A 25,456-nucleotide genomic window follows, 5' to 3' on the forward strand; every position below is an offset into this window, starting at 1 on the left:
GGGTTATTTTCGTCACTAATTTCAGGCAAAATAGCGAAAAACCGGAACATTTGGAAAACTCGTGGCTGAAAAAGAAAATGCCTTGAGTGATGTCACTCAAGGCACGACTCAACTTTTGCAAGAGGCAACAGAAAAAACCGCACAAACCGTGCTGGAACATACCTCTAAATATAATGACGCCTACTCAACGATCGATAAATTTGTCGATGGATTTTGGGAACGCCTGCCATATATTTGTATCGCATTAATTGTTTTTACGATCTTCTATCTACTGTCTAAACTCTTTAGATTCTTTGTTCGTAAAGCGCTCACTGACCGTTCTTACTCAAAACAAAATCTAGTTTTGGTCCTGAACCGTGTGGGTAGCTCAGCCATTATGTTCTTCGGTTTCCTAATTGCAATGGTCATTGCGATCCCTGGTTTCACACCGGGTCAGCTCATGAGTGCATTGGGGATTGGTTCGGTCGCAATCGGTTTCGCGTTTAAAGATATTTTCCAGAACTTACTGTCGGGTATTTTGATTCTCCTCGGTGAACCATTCAAAATCGGTGATGACATTATTGTGTCAGGCATGGAAGGTACGGTTGAAGATATTCAGATCCGTGCAACCTTCCTACGCTCTCCAGATGGTCGTCGTATCGTGATTCCAAACGCGACGGTTTACACCAGTGCGGTAACGGTGAATACCGCTTATCAACGTCGTCGTTGTGAATTTGTGGTGGGTATTGGATATGAAGATGATATTCAAAAAGCTAAAAACATTGTTTTGGCTATTTTGGACAAAGACCCAACGATTTTGAGCCAACCTGCGTTTACCGTAAACGTGAATGCTTTGGCTGATTTCTCAGTCAATCTGAATGTCCGTTGGTGGGTAGATACCACAGAAACCACCACTGCGAACTCGATCAGTGAAGTGCAAGAACACGTTATCCAAGCATTCAATCAAAATGGTATTTCAATTCCTTACCCTGTACAGGAAGTGAAAGTTTACCGTGGTGATCAAGCTGAGACAGAAGCGTCAACAGCTAAATAATCGCCCTAAAACGTACGGAATCACAGTTTCTGTCCGGATAATTCGGTTGCCTAAGCTGACTGCTTGGCAACCGTTTTTTATGAGTAAATCGACCTCATAAGGGATAAATCCACCTTCAGGTCCAATGATGATCGTACATCCATGTTGAATCCCTGTAGGCATCACATCTTCGACATAAGGATGCGCCACATAAGCCGGATAGTCCGAGGAGATCATGCTCGGTAAAACATCCTCCACAAAGGGTTTAAAACGCTTATACAGTTCAATTTTGGGCGCAATGGTGTCACCTGCCTGCTCCAAACCCAACGTCACATAGTGATCGAGCTGCTGTAAAAAAGGTGTTTGCCAATAGCTTTTATCCACGCGATAACTGTGCAGCAAAATGATTTTTTCTACGCCTAAGGTGACGGCATCCATGATCAGACGGCGCAACACTTTCGGACGAGGCATTGCCACAATTAAAGTCACTGGATGCTTTGCTGGTACTTCTTCTTCTTGTAAGGGTTTAAGTTGAATGCCGTTATCCGTAATACTGACGATTTGGGTTAAATAACGCTTTCCTTCCCGAATCCCGACTTTGAGGGTATCGCCCACTTGTACATCGACATGGGTTTTTAAATGCTCAATTTGGCGTTTGGCACTGATATTCCACAGTTCAGATTCAGTTTGACGTGGGTCAAGCAGGACAATGTTCATAAAAATTCTCTTACCCAGTTCAATTGGATACGCGAAAACGTCATCCACAACGGTTCAAGGCAACACTCAATAGAATCACTCAAGTTTCAGCGATTATTTGTTAGACATAAAAATTCGACGCGTTTTGTCGGTGAGCTGCACTGCACCGCAAGATGGCTTCCTTGCGAAGCTTCGCATTCCATTTTGCCGAATGAGAAACAACGTTTCGTAAGAGTACCTCCAGCCTAAGGCTAACCCCTTTCTTCAAACCTTAGATGTAAGACTCCATCGAGCCTATTCATTCATCTATTTAAAACAACAACCAATTTAAATCATGGTTGAAAAATCAAAGGTATTGATCAATCACCTGAATATGCTTTTGCAGCGACCCGGTATTCTTTTGCATAATCAGCTGCGCTGCATCATTTAAAGCCTGCGCTTTCGCAGTATTTTGAATGATCTCAACCAATGCACTGGCCGCCTGCTCAAAATCCTGCACAACCACAACCGCATGAGCCGCTACAAATTCATCCACAATGGTTTGGAAATTAAAATAATGCTGACCTAATACTGTCGGGACATGTAACGCGATGGGCTCCAAAATATTATGTCCACCGCCCGGTTCATTTAAAGACCCGCCGACAAAGCAGGCCTGACTCATTGCCAGCCAAAGCCATAACTCACCCATACTATCTGCCAAATATACTTGCGTTTCAGGCTGAATCGTTTGCTTTAAACTGCGGCGCTGTGTGCGTAAATTCAGTTTCTGCGCTTCTACAAAAACCTCATCAAAGCGTTCAGGATGACGTGGTACGACGATACATAACAGCTCAGGCTGTTGTTGCAAAATCGGCTGCAGTACTGCGAGCAGCTTTTGTTCTTCTGGTGCATGCGTACTGGCAATGGTGATAATCTTACGCTCTTGTAAAGCCCAATCTTGACGCAACTGCGCTGCTTGTTGCACAAAGCTATCGGGCGCATGAATATCAAATTTGATACTTCCCACGACCTGACTGGTATGCGGGTTAGCACCCAACTCAATAAATCGCGCTAAAGTTGCCTGATCTTGCGCCAATAATTGTTTCAAACTCTTTAGCATCGGCTGCGTCAAACTCGGGACTTTGCTATAACCCTTCGCCGATTTTTCAGATAATCTGGCATTAATCAATAAACACGGAACATTGGCCTGATCGGCTTCAATCATCAAATTTGGCCAGAGTTCAGTTTCGACTAGTGCCAACATTTTCGGTTGATATTTTTCGATAAAACGACGGACTAATTTTTTTTGATCTGCCGGCAAATATACAGCCTGAAATAGCGATTCATACGGTGCTTTTAAAAATAATTGTTTCGCACGCGCTTGTCCGGTTTTGGTGGTATTGGTAACCAATACCGGATGACCTGCTTTGAGATAATGTTCAATCAGCGGCTGTGCAGCGTTGGTTTCTCCTACGGAAACCACATGAAACCAAATTGCATTGCGGTTTTTAACCGGCTGAAATGGCCCAAAGCGCTCAAGACACTCTTGCTGATATAGTTGGAGATCTTCAGCACGTTTTTTGATGCGCCATTGATATAGCGGTTTAATCAGCGCCAAAGCTGCGTTATACCAAAAAGGAGTAGTCAAATTATTACGCTCAAAAACGGTTTGAATCGGCAGAATATATCAGAGCATTATCCACATGTTAATGGATAATGCGTATTCAAGTGTCGATTAATAGGTTGAACGACCTGAACCAAATTTATTTTTCATGCTTGGATAATCAATATAGCCTTCGGCTACATCAGTTCCAATCATATTTTCCAACTGCAATTCATTCAGTGCAGCATTCGCCAGCAAACGTTCAAACAAATCTGGATTGGCAATATAGGCTTTACCAAAAGACACCGCATCGGCTTTACCTGAGGCCAATAAATCAACGGCATCTTCACGGCTTAAACGCATATTGGCAATGTACGGCACACCATTTGAGCGCTGTTTCAGATAGTCACTAATACTGTCATCCGCCAGATATTCACGGGTAAAGAAGAATGCAATCTTCCGTTGCCCCAACTGCTCTAAGGCATAGCCAAAGGTTTCACGTGGATCATGATCGCCCATGTCGTGTTCATCACCACGCGGCGCAAGATGCACACCTACACGACCTGCTCCCCACACTTCGATCAGCGCATCCACCACTTCGAGCAATAAACGTGCGCGGTTTTCGACAGAACCACCATACTCATCTTCACGTAAATTGGTTTTGCTTTGTAGGAATTGATCGATCAAATAACCATTGGCCGCATGCAATTCCACACCATCAAATCCGGCTTCTTTGGCTTTAATTGCAGACTGTTTGTATTGCTCAACAATGCTTTTGATTTCTGCAATCTCTAAAGGACGTGGTACGACATATTCGCGTTTTGGGCGAAGCAGACTGACATAACCCGCCTGTTGTACCGCACTGGCAGACACCGGTGTATTACCATCCAACAGATCTGGATGTGAGACACGTCCGACATGCCACAATTGCGCCACAATTAAACCTTGCTGTTCATGTACGGCTTGGGTCACCAGTTTCCAGCCTTGAACTTGAGCATCGGTAAATAAACCCGGCGTCTGCAAATAGCCATTTGCTGCTTCTGAAATGACTGTTGCTTCTGAAATGATTAATCCAGCACTTGCACGCTGTGCATAATATTCAGCCATCATCGGCGTTGGAACACGGTCAATGGTTGCACGACTACGGGTTAGTGGCGCCATTACAACGCGATTTTTGAGGTGTAAATCACCCAAAATGAGAGGAGTATTAAGTTCAGCCATATATGTCTCGCCTGACACTTCAAATGCGAAAAATGATTTAAAGTGAGTTCTGCAGATAATCAATATATTGCTGAATGAGTTCTTCATTGCGTGAAAAATACGACCATTGACCATATTTCTCGGCTTGAATTAAGCCCGCCTGTTGTAACACAGACAAATGATTAGACATCGTAGACTGCGAAACATTACCGAGTTTTTCGATATTGCCAGCGCATACACCACGATTAAAGCCGCCACATTGTTCTTCTGACAAAAATTGTTCAGGTGTTTTTAACCATTCCAAGATTTGACGTCGAGTCGGATTGGCAAGTGCTTTAAAAATTAAATCAATATCCATAATTTAAACGGGTTTAATTAAATAAAAATTTGGACAACAAAGTTCTATTCAGCATCTTGAATATACTATATCGTATTTTTTCGATTTTTATATCGATTTTTTTAGATATATTAATCAAGAACAGATAGAACTTTGTTTTCTATATAAATTTAAATTACAAACCTTGTTTGAGGCTGGCTTCAATAAACTTATCTAAATCACCATCAAGTACTGCGCCGGTGTTTGAACTTTCCACACTGGTACGTAAGTCTTTAATACGCGAGTCATCTAAAACGTATGAACGAATTTGGCTGCCCCAACCGATATCTGACTTGGTGTCTTCCAACGCTTGTGCCGCATCATTACGTTTTTGCATTTCAAGTTCGTACAATTTTGCACGTAACTGTTTCCATGCATGGTCACGGTTGGCGTGCTGTGAACGTTGGTTCTGGCATGCCACCACAATCCCTGTTGGAGCGTGAGTTAAACGTACCGCAGAGTCTGTTTTGTTAATGTGCTGACCACCCGCACCAGATGCACGATAGGTATCAGTACGTACATCAGCTGGATTGATTTCAATTTCAATATTATCATCAATTTCAGGGGATACAAAAACCGCTGAGAATGAAGTATGGCGACGGTTACCCGAGTCAAAAGGTGACTTACGGACTAAACGGTGTACGCCAGATTCTGTACGTAACCAACCATATGCATACTCACCTTCTACACGGATCGTTGCAGACTTGATCCCTGCCACATCACCATCAGACTCTTCCATCACTTCTGCTTTAAAGCCATGACGTTCAATCCAACGTAGATACATACGCAGTAACATCGATGCCCAGTCCTGTGCTTCAGTACCACCTGAACCTGCTTGAATTTCGACATAGCATGGGTTCGGGTCCATCGGATTACTGAACATACGACGGAATTCTAATTTCGCAAGTTCTGCTTCCGCTGAAGTTAACTCTGCTTGCACATCTGCAAGTAAGCTTTCTTCTTCTGCTTCAACCGCAAGATCCAGCATTGCTTGGGCATCTTCTAGTTGAGTTGAAAGCCCTTCGAGCACGTTAATGACGTTTTCGAGTTCACCTTTTTCTTTTGCCATTGCTTGCGCACGGCTTTGATCATTCCAAATTGCTGGGTCTTCCAGCTCACGTAGAACCTCTTCTAAACGCTCTTTTTTCAGATCGTAGTCAAAGATACCCCCGTAATGTTTGACCACGGTCGTTTAAGTCTTTTAGCTGTAATAGATACGGATTAATTTCCACGTGAATTACTCTCAATCAAAAAATTTGGCTTAAATAGCCGCCTATTATATCACAGAGAATTTGCACAGTTTCAGCCAGATTGAGCATCCAAATCATTGACTTCAATGCACATAATATGAACAATACGCTCGCATTACTATTTATTACATTTTTTTTACAACAATAATGTTTCGAGGGTTTTATGAAAAAGACATTACTTGCACTAGGATTAGCTGTTATCACTTCATCAACTTTTGCTTATGATGCGCAAATTGATGGTGGCTATACATATACTGATTGGGATGATGACTATACAGATTCAGATCATTCTGTTGATGTAAAAGGTACATTGTACTTTGAGTCAGTAAAAACTGGTAATGGTCCGTTAAATGAAGCCGCATTCCTTGGGCATAATAGCAACGTCTATGCTCAATATGCTTTTAATCGTAAAGAAAGCGTTGATTACGCAATTTTTGATGGCGTTGAACTTGGTACTGAAACTGATGAACAAGATGTACATTCAATTTCGGCTGGTATCGAATACTACTATCAACAATTTTATGTAAATGGTGAAATTGGTACTTCTCGAGTTAAGTACAAAGAAAACTATAAATTCCCAAGTTGGTCAGGTTCTGATAAAGACGACTATGATGTAACGACTTATCGTGCATTGGTTGGCTTCTTACCTGTTTCTAATTTACTTTTAGCTGCTGGTGTTGACGGCGTTAAAGTTGAAGATGGTGATGACGATAACCGTTTTGCTGTCAAAGCAAAATATGTTGCTCCTCTTAATAATGGTCAATACATCAACCTAGAAGCAGATGGCGCTTTTGGTGATTTAGACTCTGTTACGATTGGTGCAGACTACTACTTCGACCAAGCATTTAGCGTGGGTGCATCTTACAACATCGAAGATGATGGTGATGTAGACACGGATTTCTTCGCTATCCGTTCAAAATACTTCCTTAACCCGAACCTAGCAATCGGTGGTCAGGTTGGTTTTGGTGACGACGTTCAAGCGTTCAACATCAATGCAACTTTCCGTTTCTAATTTCGTTTGAATTAGGAATGTGCATAAAAAAGCACCTCAAAATTGAGGTGCTTTTTTCTTTTGGATGTAATATTTACTTTAAAAAAAGTCGAGTTATTGACCAAATAATCTACAAATTCATAATATCTACACAGTTTTAATAAAACAAAACATTAATAATAATTATATATTTTTCAACATCTTAAGTAATTGAAATTACATAAAATTACCGAATACACAGTTCTGCAACTTTGCAGCGATTGACCATCTTTAAAAATTCTCTAGACTAAAACTTGTAACAAAAAATGTATTAAATTTAGCCAAACAATTTAGAGGGGTAGTTTCCATGAAAAAACTCGCAATTGCTTCAGCACTTCTTTCTGCACTTGCTATTACAGGTACAGCTCATGCTTATCAAGCAGAAGTAGGCGCTTCAGCTGGTTACATCGACCCAGATAATGGAAGCTCTGGCAGTGAATTTGGTGTAAACGGTACTTATTACTTCAACCCTGTTCAAACGCGTAACGCTCCTCTTGCAGAAGCTGCATTCTTAAACCGTGCAAGTAACGTAAATGCACACGCAACTTTCGCTGACCGTGGCAATGTTGACGACAATACTTATGGCGTTGGTATCGAATACTTCGTACCAAACTCAGATTTCTATGTATCTGGTGATGTAAGCCGTAATAATGTCGAAGTTGACACTGCAGTCGGCACAATAGACAACGATACAACTTACTACGGCGCTGAAGTCGGTTATCTTCCTGCACCAGGCTTCTTAGTTGCAGTTGGTGTGAAAGGTTGGGATAACGATGATGATGATGGTGTAGATCCAACTTTACGTGCTAAATACGTAACAACTTTAAGCAATGGTAAAGACATCAACCTTGAAGCGGGTGCAGCATTCGGTGATCTAGATGAATTCAATCTAGCAGCGGATTACTTCATCGACAAAACTTTCAGTGTTGGTGCCGACTACTACAACAACGATGTCACTGATCGTAACGAAGTAGGGATCAATGCACGTAAATTCTTCAACCAACAAGTAAGCCTTGAAGGTCGTGTTGGTTTCGGTGAAGTTGGCAACAATGACTACAATTCATTTGGTGTAGCAGCGAAATACCGCTTCTAATCCATTGAAGTCAAAACCATAAAAAAACCGCTCTTCTGAGCGGTTTTTTTATTTGCCTGTAAAAATAGAATTTATTGAGCCAAGTGTAGAACTCTCAATTGAACACTGACATTTCCTCTAAATTCATTTTTATCGAGTTCGTAGACCAAGCGGATTTGATCTTGCATAGGATTAAATTCATATTTTTCTGCCGCATTAAATGCAATTGCGTCCACCATTAAGCCATTATCTAAAGCAAGTTTTAATTTCAGATGCACATCTTTCAACCAACGATAATCTAAAACTTTAAATAGGCCTTCATAGACCGGTGCAGGAAATTTTTGTCCCCATGGACTTAAATTTTGCAAAAGATCGACGGTTTCGACATTAATGGCCGAATCAGGCAATTCACCATCTGTCCAAATAGTCGCCTGAAATAAACTTTCATCTTGCTCAGCGATGAGTGCTTCAAAAGCGGTTTTAAATTCAGAAAAATGCTGCTTTTGAATGGTTAGTCCTGCTGCGGCAGCATGTCCACCAAAATGACTCACTAAATGCGGATGTAATTCAGCAATACGCTCAATACTGTCTCGAATATGAATACCTTCGATAGAACGCGCAGAGCCTTTAATATGTACGCCATCCTCATCTGCGGCAAAGACGATTGCAGGTCTATGGAATTGTTCTTTCAAACGCCCTGCAACAATCCCAATCACCCCTTGATGCCAATGCTGTTCAAACATGATCAAGGCTGCAGGTAAGTTATCCTGATCAAGCTGAATATGTTCTAACTCAGCCAGAGCTTCCTGTTTAATCTGCCCTTCGACTTGGCGTCTTTCAATATTGAGTTGATTCAACTGCTGCGCAATCGGATAAGCCGTACTTAAATCTGCCGCAATCAGACACTCAATCCCAATATCCATAGTCTCCATACGCCCAGCTGCATTGAGTCGTGGGCCAACTACAAAGCCCAAGTCCTGTGCTTTTAACTGTGCAGGATCACGACCAGCAATATCCAATAATGCACTGATCCCTGGACGACATAGCCCTTGCTGAATCCGCTTCAAACCAGCATCAATTAAGATCCGATTATTCAGATCTAGACTTGCAACATCGGCATAAGTGCCTAAGGCCACCAAGTCCAAATATTGGCTGAGATTGGCTGTGGATTTAGCATTTTTTTTGCGCATACTGGCCAAATTTGCCAACACATAAAATGCGACACCAACACCAGCCAAGGCTTTACTTGGAAACTCACATCCCAACTGATTGGGGTTTACCACTGCTTCTGCTTGTGGTGTTTCCTTTGTGGTCAGGTGATGGTCGGTAATGATCACCTGCATACCATGCGCCTGTGCCTGCGCTACACCAGCATGGCTCGAAATACCATTATCGACCGTAATCAGCACATCTGGAGTAAAGCTCACGAAGGCCAAATCGGCAATGGCAGGTGTCAGACCATAACCATATTTGAAACGATCTGGAACAAGATATTCAACATCCGCGCCCATATCACGTAGTGCCAAGACCATCAATGCAGTACTGGTCGCACCGTCGGCATCATAATCACCAACAATGACGATTTTCTTTTGAGTATCAATTGCTTGATCGATTATTTCAATCGCTTGCTCTAAACCCTTTAAGTTTGGCGTATGTAAGTGCTTAAGCTTCAATTCCAGCTCTTGTGCGGAAGAAACCCCACGACGTGCCAATAAATCAGCAATAAACGGGGCAACGCCCTGAATATCTTCAGGGCGCGTCAAATGGGGTCTTTGTTGAATTAAAAGTTTAGACATTTATGGCATCAGTCGCTGTAAAACCCATTGACCATCCTGTAGTTTATAACTCAAGCGGTCATGTAAACGATTTGGACGGCCTTGCCAAAATTCATAATAATCCGGAACTAAACGATAGCCACCCCAAAACTCAGGTTTCGCCAATACGTCTTTGCTTTCCACTTGATCATGCAAATTTTGGAATCGCTGTTGTAATTCTTCACGACTGGCGATAACACCACTTTGTGGAGTGCTAATGTGTGCTGCGATTTGGCTGTCACGCGGTCGTTTATGGTAATAATCCGTCGATTCTTCGAGAGATATCTTTTCCACACGACCACTGACCCGAATTTGACGTTCCTGCTCTTGCCAATAAAACAACAATTCTGCATAAGGATTATCGAGCAGATCATTGCCTTTTTGACTGTCATAGTTGGTGTAGAAGTCATAACCTGCATGGGTCGCACCGCGCAACAAGACCGTCCGCACGTGCGGACGACCTTGGGCATTTGCCGTAGCCAAAGACATAGCATAGGGTTCATGCAATTGTGCTTCTAAGGCATGGTTAAACCATAATAAAAACTGCTCATGTGGATCACGGTTGACCTGATCTTCATGCAACTCACCTTTTTGATAAGTTAAACGCAGTTCACTTAAGTCCTTAATCACATCATTCATGCAATTTCCCCTCTTGATTTAAGCTGCATTGGCACGAATAGCATCGGCCAAATGATTTGCCAATGCGGTGACTTCTTCAAGGTCATTACCTTCAACCATGACACGAATGACCGGCTCTGTGCCTGATTTACGAATCAAGATGCGACCACGCCCTTTAAGCTGAGCTTCAGCTTTTTCAAATTCAGACACCAAAGCTGGTACAGCATACGGGTCAAACATCGCTGCAAGGCGTACATTCACTAATACGTTTGGCAATAATTCAAAACCTTCCACAAGTTCATGCAAGGCTTTGCCTTGTTCAACCATGACGGTCAACACTTGTAGTGAAGCAATGATCGCATCACCTGTGGTGCTCTTATCTAAAGTCAAGATATGACCTGATGGCTCACCACCCGTTACCCAACCCTTTTCTTCTAGGCCTTGTAAAACATAGCGGTCACCGACTTTGGCACGAAGCAACGGCACTTTGGCTTGATCTAAAGCAATTTCAAGTGCCATATTGCTCATCACGGTACCCACGATACCCGCAGGTTTTTGACTCGCTTGAGTGGCTAAAATATAAAGAATATGGTCACCAGTAATTTGCTGACCATTTTTATCGACCATAATCACGCGGTCAGCATCACCGTCAAAGGCAATCCCTAAATCCGCCTGATGTTCAACCACTGCTTTTTGTAAAAACTCAGGATGCGTCGAACCACAGTCTTTATTGATATTCAAACCATCCGGTTCGTTAAACAGCGCAATCACTTTTGCACCCAGTTCACGATACACCGAAGGGCCAACGCTATAGGCTGCACCATTGGCACAGTCCACCAAAATTTTTAAACCTGTCAGGTCAAAATGGTACGGGAAGGTTGATTTACAAAACTCGATATAACGACCATTGGCATCTTTTACACGCACACTTTTACCTAAGTTTGCAGGGTCTTCGATCACCAAGTCATTTTCAAGTTCTTTGTTAATGGCTTCTTGAATTTCATCCGGCAATTTTTTACCTTCGCTCGAGAAAAACTTAATGCCGTTGTCAAAATACGGATTATGCGACGCCGAGATCACGATGCCTAAGCTGGCATGTAATGCACGGGTTAAATGGGCAATTGCAGGTGTAGGTAATGGACCCAACAAATGAACATAAACACCTGCTGCGTTTAAACCGGCTTGTAATGCTGACTCTAAAATATAGCCCGATAATCGGGTATCTTTACCTAGTACAACGATGGGCTTTGCTTTTTTACTGTATTGTTTTAATACTTTACCTGCGGCAAATCCTAGTTTTAATGCAAATTCAGGGGTAATAGGCAATTCACCGAATTTGCCACGAATGCCATCTGTACCAAAATAACTCATGTTGTACTCACTTCTTAATGGTGATCTTAATCATCACTTTTTACTGCAAATACTTTACACCAAAAACAAAAAGGCCGTCATATTAATGACGGCCTTTTCGGCTAAAAGCTACTAAATATCAACCAACACGGTAGTTTGGTGCTTCTTTAGTAATAGTCACGTCATGTACGTGAGATTCAGACATACCTGCCGCAGTAATTTTGACAAACTGTGCATTTTTACGTAAGTCATCGATCACCGCAGAACCGGTATAACCCATAGATGAACGTAAACCACCCATCATTTGATGAACGATGTTACCCATTGGGCCTTTGTAAGGTACGCGACCTTCAATACCTTCTGGTACAAGTTTTTCAGCGCCGGCTTTTGAGTCTTGGAAATAACGGTCAGCAGAACCTGTTGCACCTGCCATCGCACCCAATGAACCCATACCACGATACGCTTTGTAGTAACGACCTTGGAAGAATTCAACTTCGCCAGGTGCTTCTTCAGTACCCGCCATCAATGAACCTACCATGATGGTACTCGCGCCTGCACCAATCGCTTTTGCCATATCACCTGAGAAACGGATACCACCGTCTGCGATCAATGGAATTTGATCTTTTAGTGCATTGGCAACGCTATCAATCGCAGAGATTTGCGGCATACCAATACCAGCAACAATACGTGTAGTACAGATTGAACCCGGGCCAATACCCACTTTCACTGCATCTGCGCCAGCATCTAATAATGCAAGAGCTGCATCACCAGTCGCGATGTTACCGCCAATCACTTGAACTTGTGGATAGTTGGCTTTAACCCAACGTACACGTTCAATTACACCTGCAGAGTGACCATGTGCTGTATCAACAACAATCGCATCAACACCCGCTTCTACCAATGCTTCTACACGGCTTGGTGTTTCTGCACCTGTACCAACTGCAGCACCAACGCGTAAACGACCTAAGTCATCTTTGCAGCTGTTTGGATAGTTTTCAGCTTTACGGAAATCAGTAACCGTGATTAAACCTTTCAGTTCGTTGTTGTCATTTACAACAAGGACTTTTTCAATACGGTGCTTTTGAAGTAATGCTTGGATGTTTTCTTTTGATTCGTTTTCACGAACAGTCACCAAACGATCATGACCTGTCATGATGTTACTAACAGGTTGCTCAAGATTGGTTTCAAAACGAGTGTCACGACCAGTAACAATACCCACCACTTGACCGTCTTTCACCACTGGTACACCGCTGATGTTATTTGCTTGAGTTAAAGCAATCAGCTCACGTACAGTCGTTTCTGGTGTAACGGTAATTGGGTCTTTCACCATACCTGCTTCAAATTTTTTCACGCGGCGAACTTCTGCAGCTTGTGCAGCAATATCCATGTTTTTATGCAGGATACCGATACCACCGTTTTGCGCCATTGCAATTGCCATACGTGATTCAGTCACAGTATCCATCGCAGCAGAAACAAGTGGAATATTCAAATTGATGCCACGTGTGAAACGTGTCTTAAGAGAGACATCTTTTGGGAGAACAGTAGAATAGGCAGGGAGTAATAAGACATCATCAAAGGTTAGGGCTTCTTGAACGATGGTCAACATAACAGTCTCGCTGGTAATTTCCGTGAGCCATTATATACAAATTTCCGTTCAATTTTCATTTTAATTGCGGCAATTCTTTACGGAGTTTTCAGTATTAACCATCGAATATGCTGTTTTCAGCAAGAATACTCTGGGGGTTGGTCAGCATCCAGTGCAATACAGGCAGAATCCGAAGACTCTACCGCCTAATTTCAATAAATTTATTCTGGAAATAAAGCCTTAACTGACTTGATCGAAATCTTCGTCATTTTCAGCATCATGCAGTGGAATAGTGATCAATGGAATCATTTGATGCGCGATGCGTGCTTTATTACATTGCTCATCGGCGATTTGAACTTCTTTACAAGATGAACTACGTGCCTCATACATGTTACAACTCACCTGTTTGCCCACTTCTCCACCCAAAGCAATACAGCGTGGATTTGCCTGATTCGTACCCACCATACATGAATACACCGATGTCACAGGTTCCGTATAATGTTCAGGCATATTTAGCCCTTCTGTCCAATAAAAAGAAACGCGATAGTGGGCACAACATGCTCCACAGGTTAAACATGCATCCTGAGTCGGTATTTGAGACAACATTCTTATCTATTCTCGTCATCTAAAAGCTTATTTTATGGACAAAAATATTAAAAAATGTTATCTGCAAACTCAATTATTTTTTGAAATTTTCAAGTCATTATACTGGGCAAGTAAAAACTGTCTCATCCATTAAATCAACACCACATTGTAAGGTTTCGATCCAATCTAAAAATTGGTTGATCTGTTCTTTACCAATAAATGGTGTCCCGTGCTGCGGTACGATCATTTCCACATCCATCGTCCGTACCATGTTGACCCACAGACGGATCACTTTGTTCGAACACATATAGCGCTGATGGAAGCCTTTCATTTTAGGAATATGAGCGGCAAAATTTTCTAAAGGTTTAGAGGCGTCGTCCACCATAGATGCGCCCATATCCCCTGAGAATAAAATTTTGGCAATCGGGTCATAAAATTGGAAGTTACCAACCGAATGTAGGAAGTGTGCAGGAACAGCCACCAAATGGCTATTGCCTAATGGAATCACCTGCCCATGATCTGGCAGTTCGATCAGACGATCTAGCCAGTTGCCTTTCATGCGGTCACTCATAAATGCAGAGTTTAAATGCGGTAAGAAACGCGCCCACAGTTTAGATGCCACCACTTTGGCGTCGGTATAAACCAACCAACGTGGCATCGAAGTAATAATGTCAGGGTCCTGATGCGAGGCCATCACATAGTCAAGATTGGTCAAACGGGTATATTTATTCAGTTCCATAGTCAGTGGGACATAAGTCAAGTCACCACCTGGATCGAGCACCGCTGCGCGCTCATTATCCAAAATCAGGAACTGGTTCGCCTGTACGCCCTCGCCTTTTACCAAACTGGTAAAGCTAATACATTTATGCTTTCCATCATCATAAAGTACCTGTGATGTTGTGCGTTCGAAAGCCATTCCCATTCCCCAAATTTTTTATCAAAAAATATATATTCTATAGGTGAATAACATATATTTATTTAGGGAAACTTACAATAAATATTCAGTCAATATTATCTGAAATATCAGTGAATTGGGTCTCATTTATTGGCAAATAATCCTGAGTTTTTAACTCAGGATTTCATGTATTTTTTTATAAGGTGAGATTGCTATTTAAAATAAATAGTGTTGTGCCAACGCAGCCAAACCAATCACCAAGAATACCAAGGCGCCAATTTTATGAATCAGTGAAATCGGTAGTTTTTCTGCTAGTTTGTTGCCAATAAATACCGCAGGCGCATTAACCAACATGATGCCTAGCGTCGTCCCCAAAGTCACCCAGCCAATACTGTCAAAGCGTGCAGCCAGTGCGACTGTGGCAATTTGGGTTTTATCTCCAATTTCAGCCAAGAAGAACAAAACGAAAGTGGCACCAAATACCCCATATTTTTGCCACTTATTGATACTTTCAGATTCATCATCCAATTGATCGGGGATCAACATCCACACCGCCATAGCAATAAAGCCCAGAGAAACGATCCACAATAAAACGGTTGGACTTAAAACAGTGGTAATCCATTGACCCAACACAGCAGAAACCCCGTGGTTGACCACAGTCGCGAGGAAAATTGCAATTAAGATCGGAACGGGTTTACGAAAACGTGCAGCAAGCAGTAAGGCAAGTAATTGTGTTTTATCACCCATTTCTGACAGGGCAACAACAGCAAGGGAAATGAAGAAAGCGGTTAACATGGTGCATTTCTCTGGCTAGCAATAACATATACCGATGACTTATCCCTCCTGCTAGCCAATGTGCAGAGTGATAAATCAAAGGTCTTGCCAACAAAAGAAAGCTACGAAGAGCTCATTTGGTTCTTTGCTATGATGACCATGCTCGTTTTAGAGCAAATATGTTGACCATCACCTTTTTACTTTGCGTAAAAAGCGGCTACTCCCCAATGAAGTAATGCTATTCTAGCGAGGAATGCATGTTTTCGCAATTTTAATTTTCGATGACTCAATTTGATATGCAAAACAATAATCAAAAATTTCAAGAATTTATTCAACACTATATACATGTGCAGGATGTATTAATTATTGCAGGTGGTCCATCTCAGCTCAATTTCGACTTAACCACCATTCAGCCCTCAAAAAAGCTGCTAATCATTTGCTGTAATCAAAGTTTTCTTCAACTTCCTCAGGCTCAAATTGCCCATCATTCAGATTATGCGTGGTGGGTACACTATCAACCCATGCTCAAAGCCTGCTTTCAAGGTGACATCATTAGCGGATGTGGTTTAGGTCACAACCGTCCATATCCTGAACATGAAGTGATTAACTTTAAAACCGTGCGCATCGATACGCAAGCGGAGTTATTTCATTCACCGTACTTTGTTTATGGTAATAATTGCGGCCTTCAAGCCTATTCACTCGCACATCTCTTTCAACCGCAGCGTATTTGGCTGATGGACTATGACTTCCAGCACCAACAGGGCCAAACACATGCGTATCAACATGTACAAGAACTGGGGCATTATGAAAAGTTTTAGGGCTTATTTTTAAAAGACTTCCAACGCTTTGAACATTTACGACATAAGCTTTGGTCGACGGCGCACCCACATCGTACGCTTCCACTCACCTATAACCTCAACGCAAACTCAGCATTAAAGCTCTACCCCTCACCTCTTGAACTTCCTGACTGGCTTTGTCAGTCCACCATCACGACGCCATAAAAAAACCCTGCCAAAGCAGGGTTTTTTGAAACTTAAGTGGGTCAGATTAGATCAATAAAGTTCGGATATCTTTGAGCAGCTTCGTCAGCTTATTGGCAAAACGTGCAGCGTCCGCTCCATTAATCACACGGTGATCGTATGACAATGACAGCGGCAGCATTAGGCGTGGATCAAAGCCTTCACCATTCCACACCGGCTGCATAGTTGCAGGTGAAATACCTAAAATCGCCACCTGTGGCCAATTAACCAGCGGTGTAAATGCCGTACCACCAATTGAACCCAGACTGGTAATGGTAAAGTTCGCACCTTGTAGATCTTTCGGCGACAGTTTTTTGTCACGTGCTTTTTGACTCAGCTCACCCAGCTCAATTGCAATCTGCTTAATCGATTTTTGATCTGGATTACGCAGTACAGGCACGGTCAAACCATCAGGCGTTGCCACGGCAATCCCCATGTGGATTTCATTGCGTAGCAATACTGACTTGCCATCATCAGACAAATGACCTGCAAATTCACGCTCTTCTTTCAACAAATAAGCCACTGCTTTGATGATGAAAGCCATAATGGTTAAGCCAATACCTTCTTTCTTAAAGTTAGCTTTTAAATCATTACGCCAAGCTTCAAGATCGGTAATATCCGCAGCATCGAATTGCGTCACTTGCGGGATAAAATTGTTTAAAGACAATTGCGGAATCGACACTTGTTGTAAACGTGTCAAAACTTTCTCTTCGACACCACCAAAAGCATCAAAGCTTGGCAATTTCGGCAAGCCTGAAACCTGTGCCACAGCTTGAGCTGCAGGTGCCGCTTGCGGAGTAGTCAAACGGGTTTTTACATAAGCGAATAAATCTTCTTTCATTAAACGCTCATGCGGGCCAGATGCTTTGACTTCTGCCAAAACCACACCCAATTCACGTGCAAGCTTACGAACGGCCGGTCCTGCATACACTTTGGCATTGGCAGCATTTTGCTCTTTGGTGAGTTTATCTGCGCCTTGTGATTGTGGAGCTGCTTCAACTTTGCTTTCAGCTTTAGGTGCAACTGTCGCAGGCTGTGCTACAGCTGGTGCAGGTTTCGCTGCTTGTGCGGGTGCTACAACAGCTTGACCTTCGGCTTCTATCGTCACCAAAGCGACGCCTTCAGAGACACTTTGCCCTAACTGAACATGAATCGCGGTGATTTTACCAGCAGTAGAGCTTGGCACTTCTACCGTTGCTTTGTCTGATTCCACCACGATGATGCTTTGGTCTTTTTCAACCACATCACCCACAGCGACTAAAATTTCAGCCACTGCTGCTTTATCAACACCTAAGTCAGGCACTGTAATTTCAACAGGTGCAGACGCTGTAGCCGTAGACGGCGCTAGTGTTGCTTCTGCAACAACAGGTGCAGCAACAGGCTGTGCAGTTTCTTGCACAGCAGCCGATTCAACCGCAGCAGATGAAGCCGCCGTTTTTACCGTTAAAATCACTACACCTTCTTTCACTACATCGCCAGCACTGATCGTGATCGATTCAACACGGCCTGATACAGTACTTGGGACTTCGACTGTCGCTTTGTCTGATTCCACCACGATAATGCTTTGATCAACATCAATCTCATCACCGACAGAGACCAAAATCTCACTCACCGTAGCTTTCTCTACGCCAATATCAGGGACTTGCACATCGATACTTTGCGACTGAGGAGCATTGGCTGCAACAGGTGCTGCTGCAGCTTGTTCTGCTTCCACAACCGGAGTTGGTTCTGCTGCTTGGTCTTCAGTTGCATTTTGTACTGGCTCAGCTGTAGCAGCACTTTGACCTTCTGCTTCCAACTCGATCAGCAAAGCACCTTCAGCAACACTGTCACCCAGATTAACTGCAATGCTTTTCACCACGCCTGCCAAAGTGCTTGGCACTTCAACAGAGGCTTTGTCAGACTCTAACAACACAATGCTGTCATCAACGCTAATGGTGTCGCCGACTTTCACTAAAATCTCAGCGACCGTTGCTTTATCTACACCAATATCAGGAGTCGTAATTTGCATGATTAGTTCTCCTCTTTGTAGTCAGCCACAGCATGCAGTTCCGGCGTTTCCTGCGGAGCCCATGCCACTGGACGGTCAGTATCTAGTTCAAAGCTTGAGATGGCATCTTTAACTAAACGTGCATCAACTTCGCCTTCATCCGCGAGTTTTTTCAATGTTGCAACCACAATATGTGCGGCATCAACACCAAAGTAGCTACGTAAGTTGCCACGTGTATCTGAACGACCATAACCATCTGTGCCTAATGCCACGAATGGACGATTGTCTGGAAGATAGGCACGGATTTGTTCGCTATATGCACGCATGTGATCGGTTGCCGATACCACAATACCGTCTTTTTCACGAAGTAATTGAGAGACCCAAGCTTCTTTCGTATCTTCAGCCAACGGATGTAAGCGGTTGTATTCTTCACACGCCATACCATCACGAGCTAATTCGTTAAAGCTAGTGACGCTCCACACGTTTGAATGAATTTGATATTCATCACGAAGGATTTTCGCCGCTTTAATCACTTCACGCAGAATCACACCTGAACCCATCAACTGAACCGTTGCTTTCTCATCTTCTTCGAAGAGATACATACCACGTTTAATGCCTTCTTCAGCACCTTCAGGAATAGCTGGATGTTCGTAGTTTTCATTCATTACTGTTAAGTAGTAGAACACACGCTCTTGGTTCACGTACATGCGTTTTAAACCATCATGTACGATTACTGCCAACTCATAACCAAAACATGGGTCATAAGAAATACAGTTTGGAATCGTATTTGCCAAGATATGTGAATGACCATCTTGGTGCTGTAAACCTTCACCGTTCAGTGTTGTACGACCCGCAGTTGCACCGAGCAAAAAACCTTGCGCCTGTGCATCACCTGCAGCCCATGCAATATCGCCAATACGCTGGAAACCGAACATCGAGTAGTACATATACATCGGAATCATTGGCAAGTTATTGGTTGAATAACTGGTTCCTAACGCAGCCCACGCACTCATCGCACCTGCTTCGTTAATCCCTTCTTGTAACATGTGACCATCTTTGGCTTCACGATAATGCATTAATTGTTCTTGGTCTTCAGGGGTATATTTTTGACCATGCGCAGCATAGATCCCCAACTGACGGAACATACCTTCCAAACCAAAAGTACGTGCTTCATCTGGCACGATTGGCACGACACGGTCTTTAATGGCTTTTTCTTTCAATAACGAAGAAATCAAACGCACCATCAACATAGTCGTCGATTGTTCTTTACCGCCACTGCCTTTCAGTACCGCATCAAACACAGACAACTCTGGAATCGCTAGCTGCTCACTTTCTTTACGACGTGCCGGTAAATAACCACCCAATGCCTCACGACGCGCCTTCATGTATTTCAATTCAGGTGAGTTTTCGCTCGGACGATAGAATGGCACTTCTTCAAGCTGTTCATCGGTAAATGGCAAGTTGAAACGGTTACGCACGTATTTCAACGACTCAAGCTGCATTTTCTTGATTTGATGCGTCTTGTTGACGGCTTCAATCTCTTCAGACAAACCATAGCCTTTCACTGTTTTCGCTAGGATTACAGTTGGCTGACCATTGGCCTTCATCGCTTCTGCATAAGCCGCATACACTTTGTACGGGTCATGACCACCACGGTTCAGGTTATCGATATCTTCATCGCTTAAGTTGCGCACCAACTCTTCAGCTTCAGGATACTTACCAAAGAAATGTGCACGCGTATACGCACCGCCTTTCACTTGATAGCGTTGGAAGTCACCATCAACCGCTTCTTCCATCACCGCTTTTAAGGCACCTGAATCATCTTTTGCCAGTAACGGATCCCAATGACGACCCCATACCACCTTAATCACGCGCCAGCCTGCACCACGGAACAATGATTCAAGTTCTTGAATAATTTTACCATTACCACGAACTGGGCCATCTAGACGCTGTAAGTTACAGTTCACGACCCAAATCAGATTGTCGAGCTTTTCACGACCTGCAAGTGAAATGGCACCTGTACTTTCAGGCTCATCCATTTCACCATCACCGAGGTAAGCCCAAACTTTACGGTTTTCTTCTTTGATCAGGCCACGGTTCATCAAGTACTTTTGGATGTGTGCTTGATAGATCGACATGATTGGACCTAGACCCATCGATACGGTTGGGAACTGCCAATAATCTGGCATCAAATATGGATGTGGGTATGACGGCAAACCTTTACCGCCAACTTCACGACGGAAATTATTTAAGTGCTCTTCAGTCAAACGACCTTCTAAGAACGAACGTGCATAGATACCCGGTGCACAGTGACCTTGATAATAGATCATGTCACCGCCAAAGCTGTCGCTATTGGCACGGAAGAAGTGGTTAAAGCCCACGTCATATAAAGTTGCAGATGATGCAAAACTTGCCAAGTGACCACCTAAGTCATCACCTGTTTTATTGGCACGCAGTACCATCGCTAAGGCATTCCAGCGGATCAGCGCACGAATACGGCGCTCCATATCCGAATCACCTGGCATAGGCGGTTGTTCTTCAACTGAAATGGTATTTAAGTAAGGAGTATTTAGTCGCTGAATGGGAACGTGCTTAGCAATCGCTTGTTGATAGAGTTTTTCAAGCAAAAATGCAGCGCGGTCAGTTCCCATGTGCTGTAAAACTGAATCAAATGCGTCCTGCCATTCTTGGGTTTCTTGCGCATCTGTATCGCCATAAAACGCCATACTTCACCTATCCTATGTGCTAAATATATGGCTCTATTAGTACCATATTTTGGCTAGGCTGAGTTATCGCCACAGATGAATACGAAATAGCCCTGTTATTTATTTACTAAATACTTATTGATTAACAATTACACAAATTTACATTTTTGGGTCAATTTTCGCCATTTTTCATACAGACAATATTTTTTAGAATGATAATTTTATAGTTATTAGCGATAAATAAAAAAGCCATTGTCTGTAGAGGTTCAGACAATGGCTTCGTATACAGATGTTATATGCGCTTATGGCAACATCGCTAAATACGTTGATGGGTTTTTACGTTGACCATCTTTCACTACTTCGTAATGTAAATGTGGGCCAGTACAACGACCAGTACAACCAACGTTAGCAATATGCTCACCCGCAGCAACACGGTCGCCTACACGTACAATTAAGCGTGATGCATGCGCATAACGTGTCAGGTAACCATTACCATGGTTAATTTCAACATATTGACCATAACCTGTGCCCCAACCTGACTTTGTTACAATGCCTGGACCCGTTGCATAAATAGGTGTGCCACTAGCCGCAGAAAGATCTAAACCTGAATGATTCTCCGCACGGCCACCCATGGTACGACCACCATAGTTTGAACTTACACGCTTCATGTCTGGAAGTGGGTGGGCAATTAACCATGAATATGGATTATTTGAACTTGCTGAATAGTTTTTAGAGGAATTGCTTGAACCGTATTTTTTTGCGATTGTCGCATTGTTGAGTTCAATTGATTTTTCACTAATTTTAACATTCAACTTTGTTTCTGCTGGAATATCAATATCATTGCTTTCAGAGTAAGCACCTTGAGACAAAGTGCGAGTTAACTGTTCAATACGATCTGATGAATCTGCTTGATTTAATTCAACTAAATCTGCAAAAGCGACTGAAGCGGCCGAAGCAGCCAATGAAAACGCCAATAAAATACGTCGTAAATGCATAAAAAACCTCTATAAACTGTTCTCTTTTGTTCCTTGTGTGATTTCGTCCTTGATATCAGTCAAAAGGAGCGCATAAGATTAAGACATAAACATGTAGGAAATATGTATGTCAGAACCTGTCAACGTCTTTCAACCAACAAGAAAACACATAAAAACAGGAAACTTTTCGTTTCTCTCAACGCAAGTTGCTGCATGGCAGAAGCTTACGAAAATTGTCCAACCGCTATTACCCCAACCGGATCAATGGCAAGTCGTTTGTTATATAAACGGTGTACTTATATTAACTGGAGAAAATCAGGCACTGATAAGTCAGTTGGCCTATTTACAAAAGCAATATATTGCACAGTTATCACAAATATACGAATTCAAGGATTTACACAAGATTCAAGTCCGTCTGAGAACTCCGTCTCCAACGCCCCATTCCCCTGAAAAAATTTCAAGAACCCTCAGTACAGAAACTCAGGATTTACTCCGTAATGCTGCTGACTTTGTGAGCGACCCTAAGCTTAGCCAAGCAATGCTGCGTTTGGCAAGCAATAAAAAGTAACCACCGAGTTGTAACAGATAAATTTGAATATTCAGAATGTGACAGACTTAACACTTGCAAATGATACAATATAACATCACTATTATAAGACAATGACTTATGTCACATTCACATAACCAATTGGGCAATCATTAATGTCATCAAATGTTACAATTTCATAGCTGTCTGGATCACTTTTGACATTGCGTAATAACTGATTATTTAATGCATGACCCGACTTATAGGCATCATATTTCGCAATAATTTGATGACCGAGCAAATATAAATCACCCACTGCATCTAATATTTTGTGACGAACAAACTCATCCGAGAAGCGTAAACCCTCTTCATTGACCACACCATTGTCATCTACACCAATGGCATTTTCGAGACTCGCCCCTAAAGCCAAATTATTAGCTTTTAGGTAATCCAAATCTTTCATAAAACCAAAAGTCCGCGCTTCACTAACTTCATAGACAAATGTTTCGGTTGAAAAGTCGATTGTTGCCGACTGAAATTCTTTCTTAAATGCAGGATGGTCAAAATCAATCGTAAAATTTAATTGGAAACCGTCATGGGGTTGGAAGGCAGCACGTTTATCATCGATCAGTGCTTCGACAGGTTTGCGTATTTTTATGAATTTTTTAGGTGCATTTTGTTCTTGTAGTTCACCTTGCATAAGCAAATAAATGAACGGGCCGGCACTCCCATCCATAATGGGCACTTCAGACGCCGACACTTCCACGATCAGGTTATCAATCCCTAAACCAGCAATCGCACTCATAATGTGCTCAATTGTGCCCACCTTGGCATTTTCTTGCACCAAGTTAGAACACATGAATGCTTCTTGAATCAGCATAGCATCGGCTGGAATATCAATCGGTGGATTTAAGTCGATACGACGAAACACAATCCCCCCATCGGCATGATGTGGCACAAAGTTAATCATCACTTTTTGCCCACTATGCAGTCCGATGCCACTCGCTTTCACGATGCGTTTCAGGGTACGTTGTTTCAACATGTGTCTTCTATCATCAGTTCACAAAACCGCTATACGTTAGCATATTCAGCCATTGATAAAAAACAAAAAGGTAGCTGATCAGCTACCTTTTGTAATCAACAGACATTTAAGTCATTGAATTTATGTTATTTACGTTGCTGATTTTTCAAATAGTCTTGAATACTCATTGGCGTAGGGCGTGAATTGGATGCTGACGCCGCTGCCGCAGCTGGAGCTGCTGCTTCATTGTGTTGACGTTGAATCGCTGGCACATCATCTTCATCTACAGGTACTTGTGCAGAAGCGACTGTACGCGTTGCTTGTGCGACAGGGCGTTTCACTGGCTCAGCAGAATCGGCAGAATTACGAGTTAAACCCGTTGCGATCACCGTTACGCTAATTTCATCACGTGCATCTGGATCAAATACCGTACCGTAGAACACTTGACCTTCATCAAGATCGACAATTTGGTTCACCACATCAGTGATTTCTTCAATTTCACCGAAGGTTACGTCATCGCCACCTGTAACGTTAATCAAAATGCCTTTTGCATTCATGATGGTCACGTTATCTAACAACGGGCTACGGATCGCTTGCTCAGCAGCTTGACGCGCACGGTTTTCACCACGACCAGAACCTGCACCCATCATTGCGTAACCACGTGTACTCATGGCAGTTTTCAAATCGGCGAAGTCAAGGTTGATATGACCTGGACGTACCACCAAATCAAAGATACTACGCACCGCATTTAACAATACATCGTCTGCCTTTTTATAGGCATCTTTCATTGAAATATCGCGGAATACTTTAAGTAGACGTTGGTTCGGAATAATAATCAGAGAATCAACATGTTGCTCAAGTGCTTCAATACCTTTCTCAGCAGATTGCTGACGACGTTTACCTTCAAAGTTAAACGGAGTCGTCACCACACCTACAGTTAAGATACCCATTTCTTTGGCAATTTCAGCAACAACTGGCGCAGCACCGGTACCTGTACCACCACCCATACCTGCAGTCACGAACACCATGTCCGTACCTTCAAGGTGTTGGCGAATCAACTCACGGCTTTCTTCAGCCGCAGTTTGACCCACTTGTGGATTTGCACCTGCACCCAAACCACGCGTACTTTGCTCGCCGAGTTGGATTTTAAATTGTGCATTCATGCGGTCGAGTGCTTGTTTGTCTGTATTGGCACAAACAAATTTTACACCCTCGATATCTGATTCCAACATGTGTTGCACAGCGTTACCGCCAGCACCACCTACACCGAATACTGTGAAACGGGCTTGACCGTTGCTGTCGCTTTGATCATCTTCTAAAAATTCAAATGAGGCCATGCCTAAAAAATTCCTAATCCATAATTGGCAGACACTTCAGCCCGT

22 protein-coding genes and 1 riboswitch are annotated in these 25,456 nt (G+C 42.8%); of the genes, 5 read left to right on the top strand and 17 right to left on the bottom strand.

Annotated features, from left to right (window positions below):
- The first annotated feature begins 61 nt into the window (after nt 1-61).
- On the top strand, nt 62-1,033 hold the full coding sequence (locus tag FTU05_RS05885) for a mechanosensitive ion channel family protein (RefSeq protein ID WP_078193200.1): 972 nt from the start codon (nt 62-64) through the stop codon (nt 1,031-1,033).
- On the opposite strand, the gene FTU05_RS05890 is transcribed toward FTU05_RS05885, so the two are convergent.
- The 5 genes from FTU05_RS05890 to prfB form a co-directional block, all read right to left on the bottom strand.
- Nucleotides 1,019-1,729 (bottom strand): 16S rRNA (uracil(1498)-N(3))-methyltransferase, encoded by a 711-nt coding sequence (locus tag FTU05_RS05890; RefSeq protein ID WP_180164575.1) that lies wholly within the window; start codon nt 1,727-1,729, stop codon nt 1,019-1,021. The two genes, FTU05_RS05885 and FTU05_RS05890, sit on opposite strands and share 15 nt — an antisense overlap.
- Before the next feature lie 325 nt (nt 1,730-2,054).
- Nucleotides 2,055-3,335: a 3-deoxy-D-manno-octulosonic acid transferase gene (locus FTU05_RS05895; protein ID WP_180164578.1), complete on the bottom strand. Its 1,281-nt coding sequence runs from the start codon at nt 3,333-3,335 to the stop codon at nt 2,055-2,057.
- A gap of 87 nt (nt 3,336-3,422) precedes the next feature.
- Nucleotides 3,423-4,511 carry an alkene reductase gene (locus FTU05_RS05900; RefSeq protein ID WP_180164580.1) on the bottom strand — a complete coding sequence of 363 codons (1,089 nt, stop codon included), beginning with the start codon at nt 4,509-4,511 and terminating at the stop codon, nt 3,423-3,425.
- Nucleotides 4,512-4,548: 37 nt separating this feature from the next.
- Complete coding sequence (locus FTU05_RS05905; protein ID WP_078190555.1) at nt 4,549-4,848, bottom strand: helix-turn-helix transcriptional regulator; 300 nt, start codon at nt 4,846-4,848, stop codon at nt 4,549-4,551.
- 154 nt (nt 4,849-5,002) lie between these two features.
- Nucleotides 5,003-6,098, bottom strand: a protein-coding gene (gene prfB / locus FTU05_RS05910; protein WP_111884474.1) for a peptide chain release factor 2 whose coding sequence is annotated in 2 segments (ribosomal slippage) — nt 5,003-6,025 and nt 6,027-6,098 — 1,095 coding nt in all. Because the reading frame shifts where the segments join, the coding sequence is not laid out codon by codon here.
- Between the two features lie 181 nt (nt 6,099-6,279).
- Here prfB and FTU05_RS05915 point away from each other — a divergent pair.
- Together FTU05_RS05915 and FTU05_RS05920 are read left to right on the top strand one after the other, a co-directional pair.
- Nucleotides 6,280-7,128 (top strand): putative porin, encoded by an 849-nt coding sequence (locus tag FTU05_RS05915; protein WP_180164582.1) that lies wholly within the window; start codon nt 6,280-6,282, stop codon nt 7,126-7,128.
- 325 nt (nt 7,129-7,453) lie between these two features.
- Nucleotides 7,454-8,239 (top strand): putative porin, encoded by a 786-nt coding sequence (locus FTU05_RS05920; RefSeq protein ID WP_180164584.1) that lies wholly within the window; start codon nt 7,454-7,456, stop codon nt 8,237-8,239.
- 71 nt (nt 8,240-8,310) lie between these two features.
- Here FTU05_RS05920 and recJ read toward each other — a convergent pair whose 3' ends face one another.
- From recJ to FTU05_RS05955, 7 genes are all read right to left on the bottom strand, one after another.
- Complete coding sequence (recJ, locus tag FTU05_RS05925) at nt 8,311-10,014, bottom strand: single-stranded-DNA-specific exonuclease RecJ (protein WP_180164586.1); 1,704 nt, start codon at nt 10,012-10,014, stop codon at nt 8,311-8,313.
- Nucleotides 10,015-10,671: a pyridoxamine 5'-phosphate oxidase gene (pdxH, locus tag FTU05_RS05930; RefSeq protein ID WP_180002691.1), complete on the bottom strand. Its 657-nt coding sequence runs from the start codon at nt 10,669-10,671 to the stop codon at nt 10,015-10,017.
- An 18-nt stretch (nt 10,672-10,689) separates the two neighbouring features.
- Nucleotides 10,690-12,021, bottom strand: coding sequence for a phosphoglucosamine mutase (gene glmM / locus FTU05_RS05935; protein WP_180164589.1), 1,332 nt, complete (start codon nt 12,019-12,021; stop codon nt 10,690-10,692).
- A gap of 118 nt (nt 12,022-12,139) precedes the next feature.
- Complete coding sequence (gene guaB, locus FTU05_RS05940; protein WP_078190562.1) at nt 12,140-13,606, bottom strand: IMP dehydrogenase; 1,467 nt, start codon at nt 13,604-13,606, stop codon at nt 12,140-12,142.
- Between the two features lie 219 nt (nt 13,607-13,825).
- Nucleotides 13,826-14,191 (bottom strand): YkgJ family cysteine cluster protein, encoded by a 366-nt coding sequence (locus FTU05_RS05945; RefSeq protein ID WP_180164591.1) that lies wholly within the window; start codon nt 14,189-14,191, stop codon nt 13,826-13,828.
- Nucleotides 14,192-14,288: 97 nt separating this feature from the next.
- Nucleotides 14,289-15,086, bottom strand: coding sequence for an MBL fold metallo-hydrolase (locus FTU05_RS05950; RefSeq protein WP_078190564.1), 798 nt, complete (start codon nt 15,084-15,086; stop codon nt 14,289-14,291).
- Nucleotides 15,087-15,281: 195 nt separating this feature from the next.
- Complete coding sequence (locus FTU05_RS05955) at nt 15,282-15,860, bottom strand: TMEM165/GDT1 family protein (RefSeq protein WP_078190565.1); 579 nt, start codon at nt 15,858-15,860, stop codon at nt 15,282-15,284.
- Between the two features lie 74 nt (nt 15,861-15,934).
- Nucleotides 15,935-16,077: riboswitch (yybP-ykoY riboswitch) on the bottom strand.
- Between the two features lie 58 nt (nt 16,078-16,135).
- Here FTU05_RS05955 and FTU05_RS05960 point away from each other — a divergent pair.
- Entirely contained in the window at nt 16,136-16,657 is a 522-nt protein-coding gene (locus tag FTU05_RS05960; RefSeq protein WP_180164593.1) for a hypothetical protein, read from the top strand.
- 229 nt (nt 16,658-16,886) lie between these two features.
- Here FTU05_RS05960 and FTU05_RS05965 read toward each other — a convergent pair whose 3' ends face one another.
- The 3 genes from FTU05_RS05965 to FTU05_RS05975 all read right to left on the bottom strand — a co-directional run bounded on the left by FTU05_RS05965 (nt 16,887) and on the right by FTU05_RS05975 (nt 22,548).
- Complete coding sequence (locus tag FTU05_RS05965; RefSeq protein ID WP_180164595.1) at nt 16,887-18,869, bottom strand: 2-oxo acid dehydrogenase subunit E2; 1,983 nt, start codon at nt 18,867-18,869, stop codon at nt 16,887-16,889.
- A gap of 2 nt (nt 18,870-18,871) precedes the next feature.
- Nucleotides 18,872-21,574, bottom strand: a complete 2,703-nt coding sequence (aceE, locus tag FTU05_RS05970) for a pyruvate dehydrogenase (acetyl-transferring), homodimeric type (RefSeq protein ID WP_180164597.1) — start codon at nt 21,572-21,574, stop codon at nt 18,872-18,874.
- A 281-nt stretch (nt 21,575-21,855) separates the two neighbouring features.
- Complete coding sequence (locus FTU05_RS05975; protein WP_180164600.1) at nt 21,856-22,548, bottom strand: M23 family metallopeptidase; 693 nt, start codon at nt 22,546-22,548, stop codon at nt 21,856-21,858.
- 106 nt (nt 22,549-22,654) lie between these two features.
- Between FTU05_RS05975 and FTU05_RS05980 the strand changes: the two genes are divergently transcribed.
- On the top strand, nt 22,655-23,095 hold the full coding sequence (locus FTU05_RS05980) for a DciA family protein (RefSeq protein ID WP_111884464.1): 441 nt from the start codon (nt 22,655-22,657) through the stop codon (nt 23,093-23,095).
- A gap of 97 nt (nt 23,096-23,192) precedes the next feature.
- Here FTU05_RS05980 and lpxC read toward each other — a convergent pair whose 3' ends face one another.
- Together lpxC and ftsZ are read right to left on the bottom strand one after the other, a co-directional pair.
- Nucleotides 23,193-24,095, bottom strand: a complete 903-nt coding sequence (gene lpxC, locus FTU05_RS05985) for a UDP-3-O-acyl-N-acetylglucosamine deacetylase (RefSeq protein ID WP_180164602.1) — start codon at nt 24,093-24,095, stop codon at nt 23,193-23,195.
- Nucleotides 24,096-24,220: 125 nt separating this feature from the next.
- Entirely contained in the window at nt 24,221-25,411 is a 1,191-nt protein-coding gene (gene ftsZ, locus FTU05_RS05990; protein ID WP_078193216.1) for a cell division protein FtsZ, read from the bottom strand.
- Between the last annotated feature and the right edge of the window lie 45 nt (nt 25,412-25,456).

Origin of the sequence: Acinetobacter sp. YH12049 (genome assembly GCF_013419875.1) — a bacterium.
In the GTDB taxonomy this organism is placed as follows: Bacteria; Pseudomonadota; Gammaproteobacteria; order Pseudomonadales; family Moraxellaceae; genus Acinetobacter; species Acinetobacter amyesii.